This window comes from Pseudoalteromonas sp. S16_S37, assembly GCF_014694405.1.
Taxonomy (GTDB): Bacteria; Pseudomonadota; Gammaproteobacteria; order Enterobacterales; family Alteromonadaceae; genus Pseudoalteromonas.
Genome location: NZ_JAAUWV010000017.1, coordinates 33,762 through 60,702 on the forward strand (window position 1 = coordinate 33,762; position 26,941 = coordinate 60,702).

Below are 26,941 nucleotides of genomic sequence, written 5' to 3' on the forward strand. Positions count from 1 at the left end.
CCAATCATTCGATTGGCGTCGTGTTAGCTTTAATTGGCCATGCTCATCCTTGAGTCAACCGTTTCAGGTATACAGCCTTGATATTACAATGCTTGCCATACTAGTGCTTTGCCTGGTTCTTCACCACGCGTCCACCATTTAGCACGGTAGTTTTTACCACCATATACTACCGTATCACCACCGACATAAACCTTGTTACGATCCCATGTATCTACTGGACCAGATTTATCTGTTACGGTCACTTGGAACGACTTTGACACGCTTGCAGTACCATCTGATACCGACACTGACACTGTGTAGGTTGTATCTTGCGATACTTCACCCGCACTTAGACTTACGCTTGCGCCTGAACCAGATACTGAAAGGCCAGCTGGTACATTCCACGTATAGGTTAATGTATCGTTATCTGCGTCAGTTGCCACAGCATTAACATTCACCGACATATTTTCTTCTACACTCACATCGGCAATAGGTGCAAGTACTGGCGCACTATTTGGTGATGTGCTTACTGTCACAGTGACATCTTTTGAAACAGAAACCGTGCCATCAGATACCGTGACCGTTAATGTGTAGTTTGCATCAGAAGTCAGTGTAGGAGCCGTTACAACGACACTTGCAGTATTTGCATTTGCTAAGCTTAGCGCTGCATCTGCACTCCAAGAGTATGTGAGTGGATCGCGATCTGCATCTGTTGCACTAGCAGTCACAGTTGCAGTACCACCATTAGCGATAGTTACTTGGCTATTAACAGATACAACTGGCGCACGGTTAGGCGGCACAGACCCTGCAAGTCCATCGTGAATTGCATTTAAGATATCACCATTATCAGCATCAATTTCCCATGCAAATAGACCACCTAAGTCATTTACTTTTACGTAGCCGCCTTTCGCCTTAACAGAGCGCGGGCTATCAAAGGTTAGTAACTTGCCATTACTGCGGTTCCACACATAAGCGGCTTCAGCTTGCTCATCATAACCGGCTTCAAAACCATTGATACCAGTACCATTTGGACCAAGTAGGTTTGCAACAATCCCTTTGTAATCCATGATACCTGGCTCCCAAACACCTTCTGTTGTAGAACCTTTAAACTTACCGTTACCTGGTGCAGTCATAGGATTGCCTGGAATCGTGGCGTTGGCTTCCATTACACCTTCCCAACCACGGCCATACATCGCCGCACCCACTACGAGTTTTTTAGAGTTAACACCTTGAGCTAATAGTAGTTTAATTGCATTGTCAGCAGTATATGAAGGGCCTTTACGTGGCTCGCCATTATCGTCAACGCCTGTGCCGTTACATTCATCAGTGCTGATGTGTGAGCCACAGTACAATGCTGTTTGGTGACCCGTCACATTATTCCAACCACCGTAGAAGTCATACGTCATGGCGAAGATGTAATCCATATACTGTGAAGCTGCTTGATAGTCCACATCTTCAATCTTGTCGTAACCAGTACCAATAGCCGATGTTAATTGATACTGACGGCCCGTTTCTGCTTCAAGCTCATCAAGCATTGCACGCAACTCTTGCATCAGTGCTACGTATGCAGGACCATCGTTAACTGGGTCACCTAAGTTACCATTTGGACCGCCACCACCTGGGAATTCCCAGTCGATATCAACACCATCGTAGAACTTCCAAGTTTTTAGGAACTTTTTCATTGATGCGACGAACGTATCGCGGTTCGCTTTATTGGTAAAGCCGTGGAATGGATCTGATAGAGTCCAACCACCCACTGAAGGTAGAATTTTAAGATCTGGATAACGCTGCTTCAGCGCCATTAACTGCGCATAAGTACCTCTTATAGGGTCTTTAGAATCAACACCAGGTAACGCTTTTTGAACAGCCGCCCAAGGGTCGTGGATAACCACTTCATAGTCTGCAGAGCCCGCACACGCCTTTTGCAATGCACGCCAGCTATTACCGTTTTCTATCTCTTTAAGAGACTCGTTCGCACCACAAATTGGAATAAAGCCATAAAGTAAGTGTGATAAGTTTTGAGCAGGGATCTTTGTAACATCAAAGTTACGACCATAAATGCCCCATTCAACAAAGTATGCACCCGTTACATAACTTGGGTTAATACCATAGTTTTTATTATTCGGATTAACATTCATTGGCAGTGGATTTAAATGACCACCATCTGTATCTGCAATCACAATCGGCTTGCCAGCACTGCGAGCACACGCACTTCCTTCACATAGTTCAACATACAAAGTGTGACGGCCAGAGCTGGTGTAAGGGAACTCGATTACACCGCTTTTAGTACCTGCATGTAAAGAACCTTCATTAACGAGTTTATCGTCAAAAAACACTTTGTAGCCATCACCACCATCACCACTCCACGCATTCCATTTGATGCTGATGTTAACTTGGTCTTTGGCCTTAACTAAATCTTTGTAAGAGCCTTGTCCATCAAGGTTAACCTCAACAAATGAATATTGCTGTGCTTCCCAACTTAAACTTGGTGTTGAAGGTGCTGCAATTACAACTCCCGACGTCATCGCTAAGGCCACTGCGGCCGTTAAATGTTTTATTTTCATTACTTTCTCAACCTTATTTACATGTTGTATCCAACCCATTCAGGCGGATGATTGTTGTACCAATAACTTACTACTAACACTGGCACCGATACTTATTAAAAGTACCGGTGCATCATACTTACAAAGCTAACCAAACCAATGCTGAACCCGGTTCTTCGCCACGAGTCCACCATTTAGCTTGGTAGTTTTTTCCTTTATGAGACACTTTATCGCCACCGACATAGGTTTTACTTTGGCTCCACGCAGGGTATTGCGACTGATCACTGTCTTTTACCGTTACAGACACTTGTGCTGTGGCGCTTAACTGTCCATCAGAGACAGTTACAGTGATGCTGTATTGAGAATCTGCTGAAACTTCAGGAGCGGTGATTTCAATGGTTGCGCCAGAGCCAGTCCAAGACAACTCACTAGGCACTTGCCATTGATAAGTTAAATCTTGCTGCTCATCATCAAACGCATGGACATGTAAAGTAGCTTTTGACAACTCATCCATAACGAGTGGATCTGTTGGATGAATTTTTGGCGGCGTATTATCTGGTGCAGCTTGAATAGTCAGGTTGTAAGTGTAATTTTCATTACTCACAAACACTTCGTTTGATAGCAAATTCTGCGGGTCAAAAACTATCTTGCTGTCAGTTTGTTTTACCCCGACTTGCATAACGCTGGCATGATCAAGGTTGAGCATTTGTGCAAGTTGTTCTGCCCAATTGCCATGATTGAAGTCAGTTACCTTCAACGACGTACTCACCAACTCTTTACCAGTACCATCAAAGACACGAGCCCAAACTGTATCGCCAACTTGTGCTTGTTGACCTTGAGATACAAAATATCCTGCACTCGTCCAGTTAACAGGACCGGTATCACGCATTATGGTGATATCGCTGCAGTTGTAAAAACCTTCGCCTACTACGTCAATACGCTGCCAACGAGTGTATAAAATGGCATCCCCAACTCTATTTTGAGGAATAGACACTTTCATTTCGTAAAAACGTTTACCATCAGGGTCTTTCACAAACTCCACATTGCCAAGTTCCGTAACAAGCTCTAAGTCTTCCCAGCGCAGTGTATCTGTTGCTCTGTTAAACTCTGGTTTTGTGATGTAAAACTTCCAAAAGCTTGGGTTGTGTGGCGTCGTTGCTCTAAAGCGTACCGCTACCTCACCATTGGCATTGGGTGTTATTTCTGTACTTTGCCAATGCGCCGAAGGCAAATTCATACCGCGCTTTGCGTTATCTCCACCGGCACATAGCGAGCCATCTGGCACATTCGCTTCAACCGCTGCTTGGTCGTTATAGTTGCCGGTATTAACCGAAAACTCATGCTCTTGGATAAACTGCACATAACCTGATTCTAAAAATGCAGCTCTACATGCTTGGTTAGGAATATTTGAGCCATCTTCTGGCCACCAATAGCCACCTTGAGCCTCACAAATTGATTGACGTGCTTTAGGAAAGTCCATAAAACCGTGCGCACTCACATTAAAACTTAAGGTACTTAATAATGTTGTGCTAACCGTCGCCAATAATAATGGGGTTTTAACTAACATCTTGTTCATCGCTGTTTTCTCCTTAAGTGGGCAGCCAAGGCTGCCCAATTTTTTACAGGCTACATACCTTTTGGTAATCACTGCTGCCCTCAGGCGCTTGGTTAGTCCACCACTTGGCTTTATAAATCGCTTGGCCTTGGCGTACTAAATCACCTCCCGACGCATGAGTACCTCTTGGTAGCGTTGGATATACAACGATGTCTTCAATAGGTGTGCCTTCACATGTTTTCACAGGGTCCCCACCACCATCGCCTGGTTTTGCTTCAGGTAGTTTTGGATACTCAGACTTAAAGGCATACTGCTTACCATCCTTTTCTACTACAAAGTTAATTGGACCAGAGATAGGCATGTAGTACATTACCTGTGCATTGACCGTTTCGCCCGGCGCAAATGACTTAGGTACACTTCCCCACTCATTCACGAGCGTGATTGAGAAGCGATGGAACTCGTTTTCAAACCCACCGATGTTATTACCCGCTGCATTTGAGCCATTTGCATCCACCGCCATTTTCAATTTCTCTGTAGCATTCCAATTTGATTTGAAAATTGCAGAGGTCGAAACTGGCACATCAAACGAAATCTTTGCACCGGTTAAGTCAATCTCAGAATTATTCTTAAATGAGAAAGTTGGACTAATTGGATAGTTAGCATCTCCCAGAGGGAACCCTTTTGCTGTAAAGCTGACATCTACTGACTTTTCAGGCAGCTGGAAGTTAACATTCCCCTGATGCACATTATATTTAGAGCCATTTTGATTGAATTTGTTATAGGCAAGCGAAGTCAAACTTGAGCCCATAAAGTACTCGCCCTTCGCAGCATCATAGTCAAAATCCCCAGCAAGCTCCCAGAACATGATGCCACCTAGACCATTATTAATGACATAATCTACTTTTTTTGCCATCGACTCTTCATCTTCAATTGAGATGAATACTTTTTTCTGGTCATTCCAAAGCCAAGGCGCAACAGCAACAGAATCATAATGACGTGTATAGGTACCTGTTAGTTGATCAGTTGGGTCGTTTTCTGGGTCAAGACCATAATCTGCAGCATAACTAGGCATTACCCCTTTTTGCAGGTTTTTAGCATGCCAAAGTGGGTTAGAACCAGCTGGTACTTCTAGACCTACATCATTTTTGTCATGCCATAAGTTGTCGATACCAATAGCACCATTACCGCACTTATTCTTATCGCCTTTACCGGTTCCTGGAGGACAGCTAGTTTGGTCTGGGAATGCCGCTTGTCCCCAAAGACCATTTGTGCCACCTTGCACGTTTTGGAAACCACGGGTGTAGTAGGGAATACCAATGTTGATACGACCTGCTGAGACTGAACCCCTGAAATAGCGCACTGCCCAATCCGTATTCAAGTAGCCGATACCTTCAAATTCTTTGGTACCGTATACATTCCACTGCTTCAGCTCTGAATCTTGCCCCGTATCAAATAACGACGCGTTGTGGCCCACATGTGAGTTCCACGCACCGTGTAAGTCGTAAGACATGATGTTGACATAATCTAGATATTTTACCGCTTGGAATGTTTCCATACCACGTAGCAAGTAACCTGAAGATGGAGACGCAATAGTTAGCATATAGTGCTGACCGTCCGCTTCACCTGCTTTATCTAACTCTTCACGTAAACGTTTCATCAACACTTGGTAAGACGCATTTAACCCTGCGCGACGTGCATTTGAAATTGGGAAGTCATCAGGGTGACCCGAATCATCCATTGAAGAAGGATATTCGTAGTCGATGTCTACGCCATCAAAACCATATTTTTTGATAAATTCAACGGCGCTTTTTGCAAATGCATCAATACCAGCATGGTTAACTGAGCCATCGGCATTGGTCGTCATAGTGTAAAAACCACCGCTTTTAACACGTGTGCCATCAGAGCCAAAGTAACCACCAGTTTCGGCCCAACCGCCTACGGAGATCAGCGTTTTAACATCTGGGTATTGCTTTTTGTATTTGTTAAGTAAGTTAAAGTGACCTTTGTAAGGCAGGCTTGGATCTAGCTCTGCACCTGCAACACCAGGCCATTCCATGTTAGTGGCCGGGTTACCCGCAGCATTGGGATCGCCAATCGATACTTTGTTATTTGCATCAACATGGGCAAACGCATAATTGATGTGTGTGATCTTATCCCACGGAATGTCCTTAACCAGATAGCTTGGCTGACCATTCGCGCCGTTTCTCCAGCTTGTAAAGTAGCCAATCACACGACGAGGATGATCAGGGCCCATAAGTTCACGACCATTTTGGTCATAGATAGTACAGTAAGGCGTATTCACGCCAGGTGTTTGATATAGCCCTTCAGGTCTACATGCATCTGCATCTGCACCTGGGTCAATAACATTCACTGATTTACTGAGCTGGCCTGTTGCGCCTTCATTGTCGGTTACTGTAAGCGTGAACGTAACTTGACCAAGCTCAGTTGCTTGCCATGTATGCTCCGTTGCACTGCCATTTGTGGCAACAACTTCAGTACCGTTGACGGCAAAGCTCAGTTTACTCACTGAACCATCTTCATCCGTACCAGACAACGCAAATTTAACACTTGAACCAATCACAAGCTCAGGCGGCATGTTCACAATATCAAGTACAGCAACAGGAGCTTTGTTTACTGGTGTATCAGTTTTAACGATAACTTGATGACTCAGCATGCTTGATACGGCGCCTTCATTATCGGTCGCCTTTACAGAGATGGTATGTGTACCTTCAACAGCCTGCCAAGTCGCTTCAAAATTATCGTTTGTTCCTGACGTGTCCGTTAAGATCAGCGAACCATTTACGTAAAAGTCAACCTTAGCCACACTACCATCTTCATCAGTTGCATTAGCAACAATGGCAACGCTGTCATTTACTTTAAATTCAGAGCCATCTAGTGGATTCAACTGGTTGATTTTAGGATCTTTATTTATGACAACGCTGTCACAAGCACCCAAATTTAACCACTCTTGCCATGGTCCAGAATGCGTCTCAGGCTCTGTTCTGTTCCACCATTTTGCTTTGTACGCAACGTTATTTTGCTGGACAACAGTATCTGCTGTTGACGTCATACCTGCATTCCATTCAGGAACACCCGTACAGTCGTACGCATACGACTGCGCCCCCATTAACCCCAAAGTTAAGGCGCTCAACTTGAGCGCCGACTTGAGTATTTTTTGTGAACTCATGATTATCTCCAACCTTTACATGTAACTTTTGTTTAACAAATTAACATTAAAGCTAACACATAAATAAAGGCCGTCAATCACGTTTTGTTCAGTTTTCAACCTAAGCTGAGGTTATGAGCCCATAAAATTAGTAATATTTTCGTATAAAATTATTTATATGCCTAGTTCTTATTCATCCCGTTCTTTTCAGTAATTACATGAACTGAATTCATGTAACCGCTAACAAAAAATATAAAATAGTTTCTAAAAACATACAGTTGTGACATTAATTTGTCATATAGATAAATTTAATTTTTAGCTGGCAGTAAAAAAACTAATCGAAAATCGGTGGATTTTAGATATTCCAAAAAAGAATAAGACAGCAATTTTTGCTATAAATAATTATAGATTTTTATAACTTTACGTTAACGTAAACGTTATATGAAAAGCGTTTTTATAGATTTTTTGATTATTAAAAATACAAGACCATGTAAGTTTGGATATAAAACGGTTACAGCCTGTTACAAACAGCATGACAATTATATTGGAGTTGCGAATGCAAAACGTCGCTAAAAGTTACAAATCAGGCAAGCTTAAAATTGGTAGTTCACAGGTTATTTTACTGCCAATGCCAAGTGAGCTTTCAATTAAAACTCGCCCTTGATGCTCCTGTATAATTGAATACACAATAGACATCCCCATACCAGTTCCCTGCCCAACAGGTTTAGTCGTATAAAAGGGATCAAATATATGCTTTTTTGTCTCTTCATTCATTCCACAGCCATTATCTGAGACGCTCAAGTAGATAAACTTTTGTTTACTATAAAGTTCTACAATGATTTCCGCTTGTTGCGGCTGTTCATCGCAGGCCTGCTTTGCATTCATGAGCAAGTTAACAATCACTTGGTTTAAGGTAGCCAAATTACAATAGCTCAAAGGAATAGGTTGGACGTGACAAATTAAGTGGTTGTTTTTTAATTGATTATGCAGTAGCTTCAGTGCGCTATCTAACGCTTGAGAAATATCACTCATAGCCAACAAGTTGTTCTTTGGTCGGGCAAAACTCAAGAGGTTTTTTACAATTGCACCTATCCTTCGCAACCCTTCTTGCGCATCGTCCAAAAGCTCATCCATATCGGTAATTAAAAAACTAAATGTTTGTTGCTTGTTTAATCTTTTCAGTGCAGTCAAAGCATCTTCGCTGGTAATTTTTCCTGCTATATAATCGTTGCTAATACACAACAGTTCATTAAGTACAGGCTTTATATAGTTAAGACTTTCTAAGTTGCTCATCGCATAGGCAAGCGGGTTATTGATCTCATGCGCAACGCCTGCCGACAACGTTCCCAATGTGGCCATTTTTTCAGCCTGCATTAACACTGCTTGTTGGCTTTGCAATTGCTGTACTTTTTCTTCCAGCGCTTGATTGGATTCATAAAGCGCTCTGGTTTTTTCTTCTAACAACTGCTCCAGTTCATCGCGCGCTTGCCTTTCACGAAGAAATGCTTGGTAATAATCCTCAGGTGCGTTAGACATTTATCTCCCTCCAAATGTGAGTAGCAAGTGGCATTGCTCAAAACCGTCGTGCATACATTGCATATGCTCTATTTCAGCATGCACGCCATAATGAGCCCCTGCGCCATAGATCAATCCTTCAGCGCAAAAGCACAGTTTTCGGCTAGAACTGTAGTGCATTAAAATACGCCCATCTTCAAGCAATTCGCTACTAATAGTTGGTAGATTAGGCTCATGATAGAGCTTAGAAACTTCTGTATGTATCACAGAATCGATACCGAGTATCAGCGACTGAAAGTCGCTAAACTGCTGCAAAATCCCCGCATGTTTTTCGGTTAAATAGCCAAATAAATATTCACCAAATATTCGCAATATATCTTTTAGTGGTTTATCTAAAATTTCGGCCACTTCGTTGGCTAAAGCAAACAGCTCTTCATCGGGATAACTTTGAGCACTGATATACACTCTATTCTTCGGTGCGTGTTTATCCAATAAGGCTTCCCATGCCGCCATTCCTTGATTTTTTATCACTAACTCTTCAAGCCCTCTAAAAACAACACCTTTCATAATCTCTCTCTTTTGCGTTAAAAGTTGCTATACCATTGCTTTACATTATTATATTCGTCGCATGCGTATAATATTGAAGTCAACTCTGGCGAAATATCAAATGCCTTCTTAAGCGTTAGCTGTTCAACTAGAGCATGGATCACGACAATAGAAATAACCGGCTCGACAGGGATCTGCTCGACCAATTGGGCTCTAACAAGCTCTTGCTCATATCCCCATAACGCGAGTAGATAGGCGCCGATATCGTAGCAAGACACTTTGCTACATGAGCGCTCGTTGCCAAGTACACTCTCTTTTGTGAGTACACCGATTGCACTGAGCAAACAGCACGCAAATACGTTTTGCTGCTGATGCAAGTCTTGGCCTAAACAACGACTCAACGACTGCCCCATAACTGCTTTGGTAAAAGCAGCATCCATAATTGCTTCTATTTGCGATTGCTTTACCTGATTGATAAACATATTTGAAATTTCATAGCAAGTTACCACGGCAGTAAATGCGGTCAGTCCAATACGGGTGATAGCCTCTTTGACATCTTGCGTGCTACTTTGAAAGCCCATAAATGCAGAGTTTGCGATTTGTAAAAGCTTACTGACCAATATTGGGTCATGGTTAACCATCTGTGCTAGTTCACCGACATTGGCAGAGCCCTCATTGAGTAACTCCAGGAGCTCTGATACATTTGAATTTAAACATGGCAAACCGGAAAGTTGCCCTAGTTTGACTCGAATTGTCTCGTTTAGTGGCAAGCTTTTTAAGGTTAGAGCGCTATCAACTACTTTAGACAAATGTGTACGTGTAAACGGTTTAGCTAGGTGGAAGTGAATTGTGTTATCAATTTGCCATTTGCATTCTTGCTGCAAGCTATCGCTAAACAAACATCTAATTGCACGGGGACATATCATTCGAGCCGCTATTAAAACATCGTGCCCAAAAGCACCATGCAAGTGCTCCTCACAAAACAGAATATCAGGCTCACCTTGCTCTGAGACGCAAGTCTCAAAATCTTCTGGGTTTTCAAGACAAACAATGACGGTATTCTCATAAAAACGACTCAATGAACGTGATAATGCGCGTAGCAAAAGCTCATCATCATCTACTAGCAGTATATTGAGTACTTGTTCACCCATTCAGTTTAACCATCTGACAAAGTTGTATATATAGACAGCTTAGTCTAAATTTATTCATATACACATTTTTGTAATGCACTGTTTTTTATGCAAGATATTGAAGCTATCAAGGAACAATCTCAGCAACCTGCCAAAGTGCTTTGTGTTGACGATGAAGTTAGCGTTTTGCGCTCCCTATCCCGCCTTCTAAATCACTACAAAATGGAAGTGGTGACATTTACTTGCGCCGAAGAAGCACTTAACGAACTCAACAGCAAATCATTTGAAGTAGTTATCAGCGATATGCGCATGCCAAAAATGGACGGCATTGAATTTTTAAGCAAAGTCAAAGAGCTACACCCAGACACTCAACGTATTTTACTCACCGGATATGCCGATATCGACAGTACCATTGATGCCATCAATCAGGCTAAGATACACGCTTATTTAAATAAGCCATGGGAAAATGACCACTTGGTTCATGTTATAGCGCAAGCGGCGGAGAAGTATCGACTTAAAAAACATAACGAGCAATTGCAGGCCCAAATAATTGAGCAAAACAAACAGTTAAATGACCTAAACCATTCACTAGAACAGCTCGTGGAAAAACGGACCAAACAAATTCGCCAAGTACTGAAACAACTTGAAATTGCCCATAAGCACGAGCAAGGTGAACATAAAGCAACAGTTGAGCTACTTTATAACTTTATCAATGCTAACCCCTATATAGATGGCAAACTGGCTAGTAACATCGCAAGAACCTGTCGGTTAGTAGCAAAGCAGTTACAACTATCTAGTAAAGCTATTCAAACCGCCGGAATGGCAGGCTTTTTAGCGCAAGTAGGCTTGCTTGCGATGGACCCTGCTTTGTATAAAGTACCGACTAACCAACTGACAGATCAGCAAAAAAAGCTATTTTATACGCACCCAGCCACGGCACAACTTATGCTTATGCCAGCCCAGCACCTTAACGATGTCACTGAAGCGATTTACCATCAATTTGAGAAATACAATGGTGGAGGCATACCTAATGGGTTAAAAAAAGACCAAATTCCGATTTGCGCGCAAATATTAGCTGTTGCCCGAGATTATTGGCAGTATTTCACTAACAACCAAAAGAGTGAGGAAGAAAGGCAACTGGATGCACTGTCACACATCAAGGCTTTTAGCGAACACCTTTACCACCCAAAGGTAGTCAGTGCGTTAGAGAAATGTGCGAGCCAGTTGCATAAAAAGCAAGATAAAGCAGGTTCAATGCAAATAATCACCTGTGAACAGCTCAAACCCGGCATGACCTTAGGTTTGGCAGTGCATAATCACCAAGGTATTATGTTACTGCCTAAAGGCCATGTATTTAGTGCAACTTCGATAGCCAAACTCAAACAACTAGAGCAACAAAAACCAACGCCATTTAGACTGATGGTGAATCATGCTGCAAATGGTGCTTAGCCGTTAGGTTAAAGTCTTCTAACAGTACATAAACTGCAGGCAATACAAACACAATTAATAGGGTAGATAAGGCCATACCAAACACCATACTCACCACCAGTGGCTGCACTACTTGCGCCTGCAAACTGGTTTCAAGTAATAAAGGTAAAGTGCCCGCAATGGTGGTTGCTGATGTGATGAAGATAGCTCTAAACCTGGCTTTTGCCGCCAAAACAGCCGCTTGTTCTAAGTCTATACCATCACTTTCATGCTCCTTAATAAATGCCACAAGTAAAATAGAATCGTTCACCACGATACCTGCAAGCGAAATAAACCCTATCATACTGGGCATCGACAGATCATAACCCAGCAAGAAGTGCCCCCAAACCACCCCAATTAAGGCAAGTGGTATTGCCAGCATCACCATAACTGGTTCAAAGTAGCTGCGAAATTGAAAGCTCAAAATGATAAACACACCGATAAGCCCTAACGCAAATTTACCTGCCATTGACTTACCTGTTTGTGAGCCTGTTTTTATCTCGCCTTCATAACTTACGCTTAAGCTTTGGTCGGCTTTGAGTAATGGCGCTATGCTTTGTTGTTGCAACTGAGCCATCACTTCGTTGGTATTAGTCAGCAAAGAGTCAACATCTGCTGTAATGGTTACCGTGCGCTGCCCATCCACACGATTAATCCGCGTTACATCTTGCTCTAGTGTTAATTGCGCGATACTCGCAAGCGGCACTTGAGCCCCTGAATTTAGCGTTATTGGGAAGTTAAGTAGGCTATCTATGCTGCTTTTATCTTGCTCTTGCAGGCTTACATACAACTCTATACTGCTATTGTCACGCTGTACTTCATCTGCAACTTGCCCAAACAGAGCGCTGCGAAGCTGGTTGGCGACTGATTGACCGTCAATACCTTGCGCCAAACTCCCTGGCTGTAACTTCACTTGCCAGCGCAGCTTGCCATAACGCAAATCATCCATAACATTCGAAACACCGGCATAGTTCGCTAAGTCACTTTTTAGTTTGGCTGACGCTTGCATTAAGGTATCTAGCTGCTCGCCATGGAGGCGAATTTCAATAGCTCGACCCGCAGGACCAAGTACGGGCTCTTTAAACGAAATCGCTTGAATACCCGCTATTTCTCCAGCTTCATTGCGCCAAAGCCTGATGAGCTCAGCTAAACGCGTGTTACGCTGCTGCGCCGTTAATAAATCGACTCTGACGGTAGCCAAATGTTCACCTTGCTCATATGCATCTGAATTGCGATTGTATTGCACGGTAATATGTTCAACTAACTCGCTATCTTCTTGTTCAGACAATTGCGCATTCACTAGAGCGAGCGCATCTACATATTTGTCTACAACCAGCATGGTTTGTCCAAGCGGTGTACTTGGCGGCATCAACAAACGCATCTCTAATGTGTCTCCTTCTAACTGCGGAAACGCTTTAAACTTCACGATGCCACCAGCCATCAAAGAAACTGACAGTAGAAAAAGCATCACCGTGGCACCTATAAAAGGATAGCGATGTTGCACGCACCAATGTACCGCATTCACTAGGGTGGTCTGTCTAAAATATTCAAATGAGGTAGTAAAACGCGTTTTTACTTTCCAAACAAAAGCCAACACGTGATTTGCTGCTTTTGGGCTGCTAGCGTTTTCATTGTCTTTACCCTTGTGTAAAGAATGAATGAGGTGATTTGGTAAAATAAAAAATGCTTCAATCACACTAACAAATATCGTCGCAATCAACACCAAAGGGATATCTTTTAGTACTTTTCCTATATCGCCACTGATAAACGCCAGACCAATAAACACCACTATGGTTGTTAAAAATGATGAGAAGACCCCTGCACCAACTTGTAATACACCTTTAATTGCATCAGCGTCTATATCATCCCCTTGCTCTACTTTTGCGGCTATGCTCTCGGCAATCACAATGGCATCATCCATCAAAATGCCGATAGACATTAGCAACGCAACCATCGAAATCATATTGATACTGACCCCCATCAGCATCATCAGCGCAAATGCACCTAGAAATGAGACGGGCAAGCCCATTGATACCCAAAAGGAGTAACGAAAAGAGAAAAACAAGTACATCACCAACAGCACCAAAACAAAACCTTGCCAACCGTTATTCAGCAGCATGGCTAGCCTGTCTTCGATAATTTGTGCTGTATTTTGCGTAAGTGTTAGCGTCACGCCTTCAGGCGCATGCTGTTTTTGTTGTTCAACAAACTCGCTAACCACTTCAACCAAGGTGATGGCATCTTGGCTTTTAGTTTTTTTGATATCCAACAAAGCAACGCGTTTACCATCAAATAGCACTCGCTCTTCATCCAGTTCAAAACCCTCTGATAATTGCGCAACATCTTTGAGGTAAATTTGCTCGCCATTTTTTAGGCTTTTAATCACTAAAGACTGCAAACTATGAGCCGTCACTTTTTGCTGATCAAAGCTCACTAACATGGTTTTACCATCGTTACTAATTTCGCCAGCTGGCAACTTTACATTTTGCCGTTGTAATAACGCCACAACATCCGTTGCTGAAAGACCATATTCTCGCAGTTTAAACAGCGATAAATCTATTTTGATTTGCTGATCTGAAAAGCCCTGAATATCAACAATATCAACGCCTGGCTGACGCTTGAGCTTATCTTTTAACTGCTGCGCATATAACTTCAACTGGTGAACAGGTAAATCAGCAGCAATCGCTAATGAGATCAGGTGTTGATCACGCCCAAGCTCGCGAACAATGGGCGACTCTATTTGCTTTGGGAAATTATCAATGGCATCAATTTGGGTTTTTACATCACTCAATAACATCGCAACATTCACACCATGCTGCGCCTCTACCGTGAGGTTAGCAATGCCCTCTCTTGATTCACAGCTGAGCGTTTTTATGCCATCTAAACCATCCACAGCCTCTTCCATCACAATACATAATGCTTGCTCAACCTCAGTAGAACTTGCGCCAGGATAGATAACACTCACTAACACCTTATCGCTACTAAACTCAGGAAACGTTTCGCGTTTTAATTGTGGCAATGAGCTTAAACCAGCAATACAAATGATCAGCATCAACAAGTTTGCTGCAGTTGGATGGCGAGCAAAAAACGCAATCATGGCAACACCTCAACAACGTTCACTTGCATGCCATCTAAAGTTGGCAGCAATTGTGTCAACAGCACCTTATCGCCTAAGCGCACTGTATCTGGCAACTGGCTGTCAAGTGCCGCAAACTGGTTGGTATCAAAAAGCACTTTTACAGGTTTTTTTATCAGTTTTTTATCTTCTACAACAAATACATAATTGTCATGTACTGACGATACAGGCACGCTTAAATACGGCGCCTCTGGGCTTGACATTTGTACCTCAAGAAACATGTTCTCAAGTAAAGGTGGACGATTGATCGGATCGAAATTAAGCCATTGATTTTCTGTTTCTAAGATCACTTGCAAACTATTGCTGTGTTCGGTGCTTTGCATCAACCGTGTTACTTTAGCGGGCCACTGCAAAGATGCCTCAGATGCATTGCCACTTGAATAATAGTTTAACGATGCTTGCAGCGGTAAGGTGGCAACATTAGGGAAATCAGGCGTTTGGCTATCTTTATTTTGCTCAAGCCACACCTGACTCAACATTTTGCGCGCCTGCGACATATTAAACTGCGCATTGACTTTCATCACGCCTAAGTGGCGCGCCTCTAATAAGGTAGAGCGAGCATTCACAACTTGTTGCAGTTCAACATTAACCTGCGTAATTTTGCTATCTTTCGGTAGAGTAAATACGGTTTTTTCAAGTAAGTTTTGCGCCTCTTGCATACGTGCGCTTTGTGCCGATACACTTGCTTTAGCAAGCGCTAAGTCAGACGGGATCAAATTCAAACTAGTTTGCAGCTCAAGCACTTTTTGCTGTTGTGAAAACAATTGACTTTGCTGTTGATCAACCGCAGATTGCGAAACCGAACCGCGCTTTAACAGCCCCCTAAGTCTGGTCAACTCTTGGCGTAAAATAGCCAAACGCTCCGACTCCAAAGCCAAAGACTGGGTAAGCTTTTGTTTATTAAACGCTATCATATCAAGCCGCTCTTGGGCGGCGTTTAAGTCATATTTAGCCTGAGCTAGCTTTAACTCATAATCGATTGGGTCGATTTTTAATAGCACCGTATCTGCGCTTAATATCGCGCCAACTTCTAAATCTGGGTGCTTATAGATCACGCGTCCTGACACTTCAGAGACAGCATGCCAAATTTGCTTAGCCTGCGCGCGTCCATAGCCTGTGATACTGTACTGCAACTTGCGCTGAGCAACTTCGCTGACCACAACATTGGGAATATTGAGCGCATTATCTATTTGCTTTGGCGCTGATTTTAGTTTTACAAACGTAATTAAAATCATCACGCCCAACAGTGGCAACACAAGCAACCAGTACTTTTGCTTTAACTTGAACAGACTCATGTTAGTGCCTCTCATCCATATTAAATAACCCAGATGTCATCAACATCGTGTTGTGTTGTATTAAAGATTCTAAAAAGGACTCGTCATATTCAATTCCTTCCATCTTGAACATCAGCTCTCTCATGTACCACGGATAAATCATTAGCCCCATCAATGAAATTCGAAATAACACTGGGTCGACACCTTCTTTGAGCAAACCTTTGCTTGCAAAATAGCTGTACACACCATCAATCACTTTTAGGTGTGAGCTGCCTATTTGCTCTAAGAAAAACTCTCGACATACCCCCTGATTTAAAATCACTTCTTTTAACATCAGCAGAGGAAACTCAGGCGAGCTGGCCATCACTTTGGTAAAACTGCGAAACACATCGCTAATCGAAGTAAATTCGTTACCCGCTAGGTGCATTTTTATATTGTTCATCACCTGACCAGTCACCTCCAAGATCATGGCTTTGTACAACCCTTGCTTGTTACCAAAGTAATATTTGATCAAGGCAGAATTAACCCCAGCGGCATCACTCAGCTCTCGAATACTGACTTTGTCATAAGGTTTTTTTGTGAATTTATGCCGAGCGGCTTGGATAAGCGCATCGCGAGCTTGCTCGTTATGCTTGATTGGTCTGCCAAGTTTTTTAACGGGAGAAGTGGTCATACTACACGGTCGCCATTATTTAATCACTTGGTTAAATAATAGCGACCCCGTATCAATAAGCGAGGTAAATAATTAATCAAAAAGCGGGTTTTGATTAACCATTAAAAGAATTAACGTCTAAAGCGAACAACCAGCTCGTACATATCACTGGCAACATCGGTTAACTGCGCGCTCACCTGTTTAACTGTATCGGCACTGTCTAAACTGTCATTCGCAAGACCAGCAATATTAACAATTTGCTGATTAATATCATCAGAGACAGCCGCTTGCTCTTCTACCGAGGTGGCAATTTGCATCGACATATCATGAATTTGACGTACCGCTTGCTGAATTTGCATAAGCATATCGGTACTTTGCGCTAACTGCTCTATGCCCGATACCGACTCTTGCTCACCTTGCTGGGCAATACTCACGGCATGTTGTGTGCTATCACTGAGTTCACTAATAATTGTGTGTATTTCTTTGGTTGATTGCTGAGTACGCTGTGCCAAATGACGCACTTCATCGGCTACAACCGCAAAGCCTCTACCTTGCTCGCCCGCTCTTGCTGCCTCAATTGCTGCATTTAAAGCAAGTAAATTGGTTTGCTCTGCTATCTGCTCGATAATTTGCGCGGCATCGGCAATACGTGTGGTTTGCTTTGATACTCCTAAAACCGAATCGCGAATTTGTAATACCGTTTCGCCCAGCGCTTCAATAGCGTGCTTGGTTAACTCAGCAATACGCGCATTTTCATCGGCCATCAACAGCGCACTTTGAGCATGCTCTGCACTCACTTGAACATTGCCCGACACATCATTAATTGTGGTGCTCATTTCGTTCATGGCAGTGGCCACTTGCTCGGTTTCAAGCTGTTGTTTTTGCAACTGCTTATAGCTATCGCCCGCTCGTTCTAGTGCTAGGCGAGCACCTGAGGTTACGTCTTTGGCCGAGTGTTCAATACGCGTAATAATGGTATCTAAGTGTGCTTGCTCGCTTAACATACGAACATGGATACTCGCCATTTTACCATCCCAAGTTGAGTAGACTTGCTTTGCCATCTCATCACAAAAGCTATGCTCTAAGCTATGCTCTAGCCGTTTTAGCTGCTCACCATCTCGCCAAAAGTTATAGCCACAAATACTCATACTATTGAGTAATACCCAAAAGAACGCCGCATTTTCAGCGCCGCTGAGCCACAATATAGCACCCACGACAACCATTAATAGAGGCCATAACACTCTGAGTTTGGGCCATTTAAACTGCCTGTTTTTGTTATTAATTAAGCTGCTATATAAAGTCTGTGCTCTGGCTACAGTTTCTTGATCAGGGCAGCGACGAACCGACTCATAACCCACCACCTTGCCGTTTTCAGTGACGGGGGTGACGTAGGCATCTACCCAGTAAAAGTCGCCATTTTTGCAGCGGTTTTTAACAATCCCCATCCAAGGCTTACCGGCTTTTAGCTGAGCCCACATGGTTGCGAAGGCTTCGGGTGGCATATCTGGGTGGCGCACAATATTATGCGGCTGGCCAATTAGCTCTTCTCGCGAGAAGCCACTTATGGCAACAAAGTGATCGTTGCAATCAACAATTCTTCCTTGCAGATCGGTTACTGATACCAACTTTACATCTTTAGCAAACTGCTTTTGGCGCTGTGTTATGGGTTGATTGAGTCGCATACACCCTCTTTAAGTACTTTAAATTTATGCTATTTTTGCACGACTTTATAAAATGGGGGCCAAAGGTACTGCGACACCGACTGGCATGCAAATAGAATCGGTTAAAAATCGCAGAAAAAGAAAAAACAGCCGAATTTAACTCGTTATGGTCCATCATTCGTACAACTTGATAGCACTTTTATAAATTTATTCATTAATGAAGAGTATAGCGAGCTATAAATATAGATCGAGTTAATAGTTACGAACGTACTGATAATCTTGTAAAATTAACCGAATTGGTGCAAAGCGAATAGCACTCTAGTAAGTGAGCTATTCGATTTAGTACAACTCAATGTTCAAAGGAGCCGTGTGTGTCACGTTTTTCAGCCATTACCGATAACCCTCATGATGGGCGTTTTAATCAAAAAACAGGTATTTTAGTTACGAACTTAGGCAGCCCTGATGCCCCTACGCCAAAGGCTTTGAGAACCTATTTAGCAGAGTTTTTATCAGATCCAAGAATTGTTGAGATCCCAAGATTAATTTGGTTAATGATTTTACACGGCATTATTTTGCGCGTCAGACCAAAAAAATCTGCCAAAGCCTACCAGAGTATTTGGACCGAACAAGGCTCGCCTTTGATCCACATATCGCAGCAGCAAACAGATAAACTTGCTGCTTTAATTAAACAGCAAGGCTTGAATAATACCGAAGTTGTCATGGCCATGCGCTATGGCAACCCTTCAATTGAAGCAGGACTTGAAGCACTACGCGACAAAGGCCTAACCCGCATAATTGTATTGCCACTTTATCCGCAGTATTCAAGCCCAACAACAGGCTCTACCTTTGACGCTGTAGCGAACGTATTAAAAAAATGGCGTTGGGTGCCTGAGCTGCACTTTATTAATGGTTATCACAAAAACCCGCTGTACATTGAATCATTGGCAAACTCCATTGCCGAAGACCTACAAGCTAATGGCACACCGCAAAAACTGGTTTTTTCATACCATGGAATGCCAAAACAATTTTTAGATCATGGCGACCCATACCACTGCTTATGCCAGCAAACAACGCGGCTCGTAGTTGAACAGCTTGGCCTTGATAAATCTTTGGTTGAGACCACCTTTCAAAGTCGCTTTGGTAAGGCCGAATGGTTAAAACCTTACACTGACGCTATGCTTGCCAGTTACCCACAACAAGGTATTAAAGATGTTGCCATTGTGAGCCCGGCTTTTAGCGCAGACTGTTTAGAAACCCTTGAGGAGCTTGAAGAAGAAAACCGCGAGATTTTTGAACATGCAGGTGGTGAAAAGTATCGCTATATCGCTGCGCTTAACGACAGAGACGACCATATCGAAGCGCTATATAACGTGATAAAACCGTTGTTGTTGTAACTTAGAAAATAGCAACATCGAGGACAGGCACGGTATGCACCGTGCCAACGTTGTTATTTTGCAACTCCAAACTTTTTCTCAAAATAACGTCTTGACCAACTGATTGAAACCGTTCCAATTACTGAAGGCACTATCCAGCTCAAAAATGCCGCCTGATCACCCAATAAATAACTGAATATATGACGCCCACCAAATGCCGAAAACGCTGTGTATACCCCAATACCCGAGCCCAGCATGGCAACTAAATGTTCGATAACCCAAGCGCGTGGTTGTACTTTTGCTTTAAACACGTAACGAATGTAACTGCTCACCACCAGCAACGATACAACCGCAAATACAATCAATAACGTTTGCGAATGCATGATACCCAAAGTCATTGAAATCAAAGCAGCTATCACCAATGCACAGAACAAACCCAAGTGTAGTGGCGTGCGCAACAGCGCATTATTGGCTTTGGCTTTAAGAACTCGCTCGCCATGATAAATCGACACTAAAACCAGCAGTGATAACATCAGTAAAAAAAGCGAAAAGATACGAGTATTACTGATGTACTGTGCTTGCTCGGCCAGATCCAAAAACGTTTTAGGTTTCACGCTCATCGGGTCGAACAGTACTAGTATGCAAGCGATAACCCCTAGAACAGATGTGCCATACATCGACCAGTTGTAATATTGCCCAAATCGATTGTGTGTTCTACTGCCTTTTGTGGCAAAAATTGGCACCCAAAACAACACTAACGCAAAACTGCCTAAAAAAATATGTAAGTAAACCGCAAACTTATGAATGTATTCCATTGCTTTATCCTCAACTAAAGTTCATACGGCTAAGATATCCAAAGTACTCACACTTACACAGTCACGGATGTCATATCATCACCGTGACAAATGTCATGAACCGATATTTAGGACTAGCATGCTTTGCCTAAGCGGATTAAAATAAGGCTAAAAAAGGCCAAAGATCAGTGTTTAAGTATCCAATAAGTTCATTAGTGACTGTCCTTTTAACTTGGGCCGCAGTGGCTATCCCAAGCATACTTGATGCGTCTAGACATTCGATTAGCCCAGCAGAATACCTACTACATACCTGTGTATTGGCGTTGACCCTACTCGTTGTTAACGAGTCAACGAGCTATGGCTATAAAACTCGCTATTACTTGCTATTTTTACTATTTTCATCAATTGCTTATTTAATGTTCTTTGTGCCATTGAGCATTGTTTTGATCTACAGCGTGATGTATTGCTCTATCCTCGCGTTTTACGCACCAATTCGGTTTTGCTACATTTACATATTTGCCAGTCACGGACTTTTTTTGATAGCACACGCACTTTATTGGCAATCTGGCTGGCAATGGGCCAGTGCTGGCATGTTTATGGCGTTTCACTTTTTTGCCTTAGTCATGACGCAGCGCATGATCAGTGAACGTAGCGCCAAAGAAGAATTAGCACTTATAAACGCTAAACTTGAGGCAACTCAGCACCTACTGAGCAATGCTGCTGCACAAAGCGAGCGATTAAGCTTAGCGCGAGATTTACATGATGAAGTTGGGCACTCATTAACGTCACTGATTATCAACTTAGATATTGCCAGAAGAACCTGCACACCAGAGCAACTGTCACAATTACAAGCCTGTTACGAACAGGCCAAACAAGCGCTGGCCACAACACGCACCATTGTGAGTGACAAACGCAATGATATCGGCTTTGACTTAGCGCAGAGCTTAACTCAGCTGAGCAAGCAAACACCCAGAGTCGCAGTACATTTAGAAATCTGCCCCGCGGTTAAGCATGTGCAACTTAACACCGCGCAATGCCTATTGAAATGTGTTCAAGAAGCCATTACTAATACGCTCAAACACGCCCCTACTGCGACTGATATGGATATCACTTTGCAAGAACAAAACGGCTACCTTGAGTTGTTTATTAAAGATAACGGCCTATTAAAAGGCGCGGTTTTGCTTGGTAACGGGCTCACAGGCATGCAAGAGAGAGTGGCACAGCTTAAAGGCCAACTTGATATCGACACCTCGAAACACGGGCTAAGCCTAACCATACGAGTACCTTATGAATAAAATAAAAATACACTTAGTGGATGACCAACCTCTGATACGACAAGGTATGCGCTCGCTATTACAACTCACGGATACCCTTGACGTAACGGGTGAATCAAGCAGCGGTAACGCGTTTTTAGCCCAGCTGTCAGATAACAAAATTGACGCCGATGTGGTGCTATTAGATATGCGTATGAACGACGGCAGCGGCTTAGAGGTGCTCAACGCCCCTATCGCGCAGCAAAGCCCTCTTAAATTTTTAATATTAACCACCTTTAACGAAAACGACTTTTTGCTCGGCGGCATGGAAGCAGGCGCCAGCGGTTATTTACTTAAAGATGTATCACTCGAAGAGCTAGTGGATGCCATTGAGCGAGTGCACGCCGGTGAAATTGTGCTGCAAAATGAACTCACGCAACAGCTTTTAAAAGCTAAACGCCAACCACAGCAACAACTTAACGAAGCACTCACAGAAAAAGAGCAGCAAATTTTAGCGCTGATGGTATCAGGCTTATCAAATAAAGAAATCGCCGCACAAATATTCAAAGCCGAAGGCACCGTACGCAACCATGTATCGAATATTTTAGCCAAACTACAAGTGCGTGATAGAACCCAAGCGATACTAAAAACGCTGGAATTGGGGTTGTTGGGTTAGAGTGACCGAGGTATTAGTTGCAGCCTCGCAACATATCATTGTATTGACGTAATCAACGCTCATGGGCGGTGAGATAACTGCTGCAAAGGAAAGCTTTTAACAGGTGGCCAAAAAATGTTGACCACTACAAATCGGCAATAAAATAGCTTGCTAAAATTAGCGAGGAACGAGCAAAAGCCAGCTGTTTTTTGTCCGTTTAAGCAACTTGTTAACTGCCTATGACTCATAAACTATTTGTTTTCTAATATATCAAACCTACTTTCAAATAGAGTGTCACTTTGCGCACCAATTAGTGATGGAAAATTAGATTTAATAAAGCTATCAAATTTCTTTTTTTGTTTATCAATACCATTTACACCAATAACATTTTTATAATCGGAAACCAAATCTCTACTTATTATTTGGTTACGTAAGAATTCTGTAGATTTTATGTTTGGTGATAGTTCGGCATCTAACTGACGTACGTACCTAATAGTTACCGCAATCATTGTTGTAAAATCTTTCAGAGTTATTTTTCTGGAATCAAAGTTGGATAATGTTTGAGAGATATCTATTGCCGCGTGACGTTGACCAATAATACCAGAGTTATCAATTAATATTTTCCGAAATGCTGGTGACAAAGATGTATTACTATTATGAACAACTTTATTCCTCCATCGTACCAGCAAAGTGACAATAGGTGCCCAATAAGGTTCAAGGTTCGATACTTGTGAAGAAAGCTTTTCTACTTTTTTAGCTGCGCCATCTGCTGTAACTGCTGATAAAATTTTAGCAGGTTGGTCTGGGCAATTGCTTATGTATTTGAAATATTCTAACAATGCTTCTTCGACAAAAACTAAAGCAGATCTGACCGCAAAGCTTCTCGCACTGATAGCGGATTGCTTATAGTCATTACTTTCCCATGAAATAGTTAAATCATCTGGTTTCTCTACATTACCTTTTGACACCGCGTCTAACCCAACACATATAGTGTTTAACGAGTATACTGCGTCGCCTACAGATTTAAGGAAAACCTTTAAACCTTCACTTTCCATAATTATCCTTAGTTGGTGGTGCCGTGAGGACTCGAACCTCAACCTCCTGCTTTAATATAAAAAAGTAATCGACAGGTATCTTAACCAATTAGACCACAGCACCAATTTTAAAAAGGCAGTTAACAACTTATTCTCTCCCAAAATGTCGGAACAAATACCGACAAAACGGGCTGTATTACATAACCTTATATTTACACTTAAAAATTCAAGTGTAAACAAATCGCTAGGTAAGCTTAGGTTAGCTCACTGGCAAAATAAGACAAAACGCCTTGTAATTAATGTTATCAGTCAAAGGCTTTCGTTGTGAAAGCTGAAGCCCTATTAGTCTAAATAGAACACGTTTTACAAGTTACCTACGCCATTTTATCGCTTGCCCTTACAAAGCCGCGCTTGTAAAGCACTAAACCTGCTGTACCACGCAAACCAAATCATACTTGATGGAACCGTCCTACAATTAGTTATCGCGGCATTGAGTGGCCATGTTATTTGCATTGGCCCTATGAGCGACTTTGATGGAAGCGACTCATCAGCTTCGGAGACTATAACTTTCGTCACTACTACTCGTACATTGTTGACGATTAAATCTTTTTGGGATGATTTAACTCAAACAGTAACTCACCATCGCTTTGCAGCCCTTTGCACTGCCAACCTGCTTTTAAATACAGCTGTTCAGCGCGTGTATTAGGGTCAGTTCCTAACTGAATGGTGGTTACCCCTTCTTGCCAAAGCCAATTAACCATTTGATTAAGTAGCGCTTTACCAAAACCTTTTCCTTCATGATTAGGGTCAACAAACAGCGCCCAAATAGAGCGAGTTTGCTTGTTTGCAATACCAAACCCTAAAATTTCATCGTCAACTTCTACAACCCAGCCTTTGCCTGTTTGTTCGATTTCAGGGATATAATGCGCCTGTGTAATCGCAGTGCTGGTCAGCATGTTTTCCTTCACGGCCATGCGAATTTGGTGCATTTGTGTAATATCTTGGCGTGTTGCAACTCGGCATATCATGTTTAATTCTCTTATCCTTTACAGCTATTGAGTGCGATGTTGTTAAACAACATGCAATCACTCAAAAGTCAGCTCAATCACTTCTTTTCTTGAGGCAATTTGAACACTCATTAACAGTTCACTGCCATTGGTATCGGTTAAAAAGTCAAGATTGCTTGGCGCATTGCCGAGCACCTTATATTCATTGTTATCAAGCGTATATGACCACAGTTGTAAGTCATCATTTACGCCAAAAATGGTGTCTCCATGGACAACAAAGCGCTTATCACTACCTTGACCGTTGAGTGCGCTAATGATTTGATCTTCAGCAGGACCTGGTTGCCAAAATCGTCCGAGCAAATCGGTGTAGATCAGAGCGCCAGTTGCCGACGTTTGTGCCCAAACAGCAGATTTATCGTAAACAATACTGTTAGTGGGCGTCTCTAAGTCCAGCTTGGCGACTCTGTAGGCGCCTTTTGACCAAATTAAAGACAAGGCGATGTTATTCGTGCTATCCCACTGAAAGAGCTTATCGACAGAGTGCGACAGGGCAAATTTGCGCTGAGTGCCATCTAAAAACAGCTGCACTAGTTCTTTATCTGCATTAACTAAAATACTTTGTCCATCTTGTGCCCACTCAATTGAGAATATATTGGTGTCGATTGGAAACTGGCTGAGCTGCCACGTTGATTGACCGTCAGATATCCATACTTGCAGCTCGCCTGAACGTTCAGAGGTAAATGCAATATGTTCTCCATCTGGCTGAAACTTTGCGCTGTCTTCAGACACATTAGAGCGCTGTAGCACATGATTTTTTATTGCCTCTCTATCTAGACTTAAATCTGCGTAGCCAGCTATTGGTAGTGACACAATATCGCTGTCGTAATAACCCTTTATCGCAAGCATTTTTCCGCCATCTGGATGCACTCGGGGTGAGCCAATAGGTTGATCTAAGGGCAAGCTAACACTTCTGACGAGCCCATCTGTATTGATGGTAAATAAACGCTTACCCGTGCTAAAAATAAGCTGCTGCTCTAAAGACGAAAAGTTAGGATAGATATATCTAAACTTGCTGATCTGCTCTGGGTATTGCACGCGATTACTTGAAAGCACCTCGCCATTGGGTTTTAACATTTCAATGTAATACTGCCCGTCTTGATGCACACTCATTAGCGCAATAACGCCTTTACTCATTGAAAAGTCGTAATCGATAACACTGCCGTTTTCAATTTCGTAAATCACTTCACTGCTGTTGGTTGAAACCGAGTAATTGATTATTTTCCAGCTGTCGGTACTCTTTTGCATCAGCGCGATATTATCGTTTGAGAGCCAACTTGGATTACGAATTTCAGATGCTTTGCACTGCATCAATACGGTTGGAGTCAAAGGGCTTTCAAGCGCTTTGTTAAAATCTAAGCTCACCAGTTTGTAACACTTTTTTTGAACAATTTGTTCTTCGCAGTCTCCTTGCGACACAAATGTAAGCTTGCTGCCGTCTTGCGACAAACTATGGCTGCTATACACCCCTAAATCTTTAGTTAGCTGATACTCTTGCTGGGTTTTAATATTTTTTGCCCAGATATTATTGATACATGCCTGCTCTGAAAAACGATGAAAAATAATAAATTGCCCATCATGAGAGTAAATGCCCGCGCTTTCTTTGTTATCAGTTGCGGTGAGTGCACGAATTTGCGAAACCGTTAAGGTAGGTGTTTGGCTATTGGCCCAATATTGATAGCCCACTACTATCATGGCAAATACTAAAAGTGCGCAAAGGACACCTACTGGGCTAAATTTGGAGGCTTTTGCATCATAATTTTGGGTGTGAGTGAGGTTATTTTCTGGTGGGTTATTTTTGACTACGTTGACTGACGTTTGGCCCTCAGACCACTGCACATCACATTCTAAGCTATAACCTTTTTTGGCATGCGTTTTTATATAAACTTGCTCTTTACCGTCATCGCCTAATACCTTTCTCAGCTGGGCAATACTGCGCTGCAAAGTATTGGGAGAGACAATGGTGCCTTGCCAAACCGCGTCTAAAAGCTCATCTTGGCTGACTACTCGGCCTTGGTTTTCGGCCAAATAAGTTAATACGCTAAGTGCCTTAGGCGCGATTGTTTGCGCTTGTTCACGTTTAGTTATCTGGTTTCTTGATACGTCAACATAAAAGTCACCAACCCAGTATTGCTGCACGCTAT

At 42.6% G+C, this 26,941-nt stretch carries 18 protein-coding genes and 1 tRNA gene; 4 read left to right on the forward strand and 15 right to left on the reverse strand.

Annotated features, from left to right (window positions below):
- Window positions 1-83: 83 nt before the first annotated feature.
- The 6 genes from HC733_RS09925 to HC733_RS09950 form a co-directional block, all read right to left on the reverse strand.
- Entirely contained in the window at window positions 84-2,543 is a 2,460-nt protein-coding gene (locus tag HC733_RS09925; protein ID WP_190364890.1) for a glycosyl hydrolase family 18 protein, read from the reverse strand.
- A 118-nt stretch (window positions 2,544-2,661) separates the two neighbouring features.
- Complete coding sequence (locus tag HC733_RS09930; protein ID WP_190364891.1) at window positions 2,662-4,098, reverse strand: lytic polysaccharide monooxygenase; 1,437 nt, start codon at window positions 4,096-4,098, stop codon at window positions 2,662-2,664.
- Window positions 4,099-4,141: 43 nt separating this feature from the next.
- Window positions 4,142-7,264: a glycosyl hydrolase family 18 protein gene (locus HC733_RS09935; RefSeq protein ID WP_190364892.1), complete on the reverse strand. Its 3,123-nt coding sequence runs from the start codon at window positions 7,262-7,264 to the stop codon at window positions 4,142-4,144.
- Window positions 7,265-7,819: 555 nt separating this feature from the next.
- Window positions 7,820-8,779, reverse strand: coding sequence for a sensor histidine kinase (locus HC733_RS09940; RefSeq protein WP_190364893.1), 960 nt, complete (start codon window positions 8,777-8,779; stop codon window positions 7,820-7,822).
- Window positions 8,780-9,325, reverse strand: coding sequence for a heme NO-binding domain-containing protein (locus HC733_RS09945; RefSeq protein WP_190364894.1), 546 nt, complete (start codon window positions 9,323-9,325; stop codon window positions 8,780-8,782).
- 17 nt (window positions 9,326-9,342) lie between these two features.
- Window positions 9,343-10,455, reverse strand: a complete 1,113-nt coding sequence (locus HC733_RS09950) for an HDOD domain-containing protein (protein WP_190364895.1) — start codon at window positions 10,453-10,455, stop codon at window positions 9,343-9,345.
- Window positions 10,456-10,542: 87 nt separating this feature from the next.
- Between HC733_RS09950 and HC733_RS09955 the strand changes: the two genes are divergently transcribed.
- On the forward strand, window positions 10,543-11,883 hold the full coding sequence (locus HC733_RS09955; protein WP_190364896.1) for an HD domain-containing phosphohydrolase: 1,341 nt from the start codon (window positions 10,543-10,545) through the stop codon (window positions 11,881-11,883).
- On the opposite strand, the gene HC733_RS09960 is transcribed toward HC733_RS09955, so the two are convergent.
- The 4 genes from HC733_RS09960 to HC733_RS09975 all read right to left on the reverse strand — a co-directional run bounded on the left by HC733_RS09960 (window position 11,846) and on the right by HC733_RS09975 (window position 18,645).
- Complete coding sequence (locus tag HC733_RS09960; RefSeq protein WP_190364897.1) at window positions 11,846-14,998, reverse strand: efflux RND transporter permease subunit; 3,153 nt, start codon at window positions 14,996-14,998, stop codon at window positions 11,846-11,848. The genes HC733_RS09955 and HC733_RS09960 overlap by 38 nt on opposite strands.
- Complete coding sequence (locus HC733_RS09965; RefSeq protein ID WP_190364898.1) at window positions 14,995-16,332, reverse strand: efflux RND transporter periplasmic adaptor subunit; 1,338 nt, start codon at window positions 16,330-16,332, stop codon at window positions 14,995-14,997. Before HC733_RS09965 ends, HC733_RS09960 begins: the two co-directional genes overlap by 4 nt.
- Window position 16,333: 1 nt before the next feature.
- Window positions 16,334-16,984, reverse strand: a complete 651-nt coding sequence (locus tag HC733_RS09970) for a TetR/AcrR family transcriptional regulator (RefSeq protein ID WP_190364899.1) — start codon at window positions 16,982-16,984, stop codon at window positions 16,334-16,336.
- A 110-nt stretch (window positions 16,985-17,094) separates the two neighbouring features.
- The gene (locus HC733_RS09975) at window positions 17,095-18,645 is read right to left on the reverse strand and encodes a methyl-accepting chemotaxis protein (RefSeq protein ID WP_190364900.1); all 1,551 of its coding nucleotides are present in this window, start codon (window positions 18,643-18,645) and stop codon (window positions 17,095-17,097) included.
- A gap of 350 nt (window positions 18,646-18,995) precedes the next feature.
- Between HC733_RS09975 and hemH the strand changes: the two genes are divergently transcribed.
- The gene (gene hemH, locus HC733_RS09980) at window positions 18,996-20,018 is read left to right on the forward strand and encodes a ferrochelatase (RefSeq protein WP_190364901.1); all 1,023 of its coding nucleotides are present in this window, start codon (window positions 18,996-18,998) and stop codon (window positions 20,016-20,018) included.
- Between the two features lie 53 nt (window positions 20,019-20,071).
- Here hemH and HC733_RS09985 read toward each other — a convergent pair whose 3' ends face one another.
- Window positions 20,072-20,812, reverse strand: coding sequence for a hypothetical protein (locus HC733_RS09985; protein ID WP_190364902.1), 741 nt, complete (start codon window positions 20,810-20,812; stop codon window positions 20,072-20,074).
- Between the two features lie 194 nt (window positions 20,813-21,006).
- Between HC733_RS09985 and HC733_RS23525 the strand changes: the two genes are divergently transcribed.
- Entirely contained in the window at window positions 21,007-22,086 is a 1,080-nt protein-coding gene (locus tag HC733_RS23525; protein WP_190364903.1) for a histidine kinase, read from the forward strand.
- The gene (locus tag HC733_RS09995; protein WP_190364904.1) at window positions 22,079-22,720 is read left to right on the forward strand and encodes a response regulator; all 642 of its coding nucleotides are present in this window, start codon (window positions 22,079-22,081) and stop codon (window positions 22,718-22,720) included. The genes HC733_RS23525 and HC733_RS09995 overlap by 8 nt, the downstream gene beginning before the upstream one ends.
- A 230-nt stretch (window positions 22,721-22,950) precedes the next feature.
- Here the strand turns inward: HC733_RS09995 and HC733_RS10000 are convergent, their stop codons facing one another.
- From HC733_RS10000 to HC733_RS10015, 4 genes are all read right to left on the reverse strand, one after another.
- The gene (locus HC733_RS10000; RefSeq protein ID WP_190364905.1) at window positions 22,951-23,754 is read right to left on the reverse strand and encodes a hypothetical protein; all 804 of its coding nucleotides are present in this window, start codon (window positions 23,752-23,754) and stop codon (window positions 22,951-22,953) included.
- Between the two features lie 13 nt (window positions 23,755-23,767).
- Window positions 23,768-23,857: transfer RNA gene (locus HC733_RS10005), tRNA-OTHER, on the reverse strand.
- A gap of 475 nt (window positions 23,858-24,332) precedes the next feature.
- The gene (locus tag HC733_RS10010; RefSeq protein ID WP_190364906.1) at window positions 24,333-24,761 is read right to left on the reverse strand and encodes a GNAT family N-acetyltransferase; all 429 of its coding nucleotides are present in this window, start codon (window positions 24,759-24,761) and stop codon (window positions 24,333-24,335) included.
- 57 nt (window positions 24,762-24,818) lie between these two features.
- On the reverse strand, window positions 24,819-26,936 hold the full coding sequence (locus HC733_RS10015; protein ID WP_190364907.1) for a winged helix-turn-helix domain-containing protein: 2,118 nt from the start codon (window positions 26,934-26,936) through the stop codon (window positions 24,819-24,821).
- Between the last annotated feature and the right edge of the window lie 5 nt (window positions 26,937-26,941).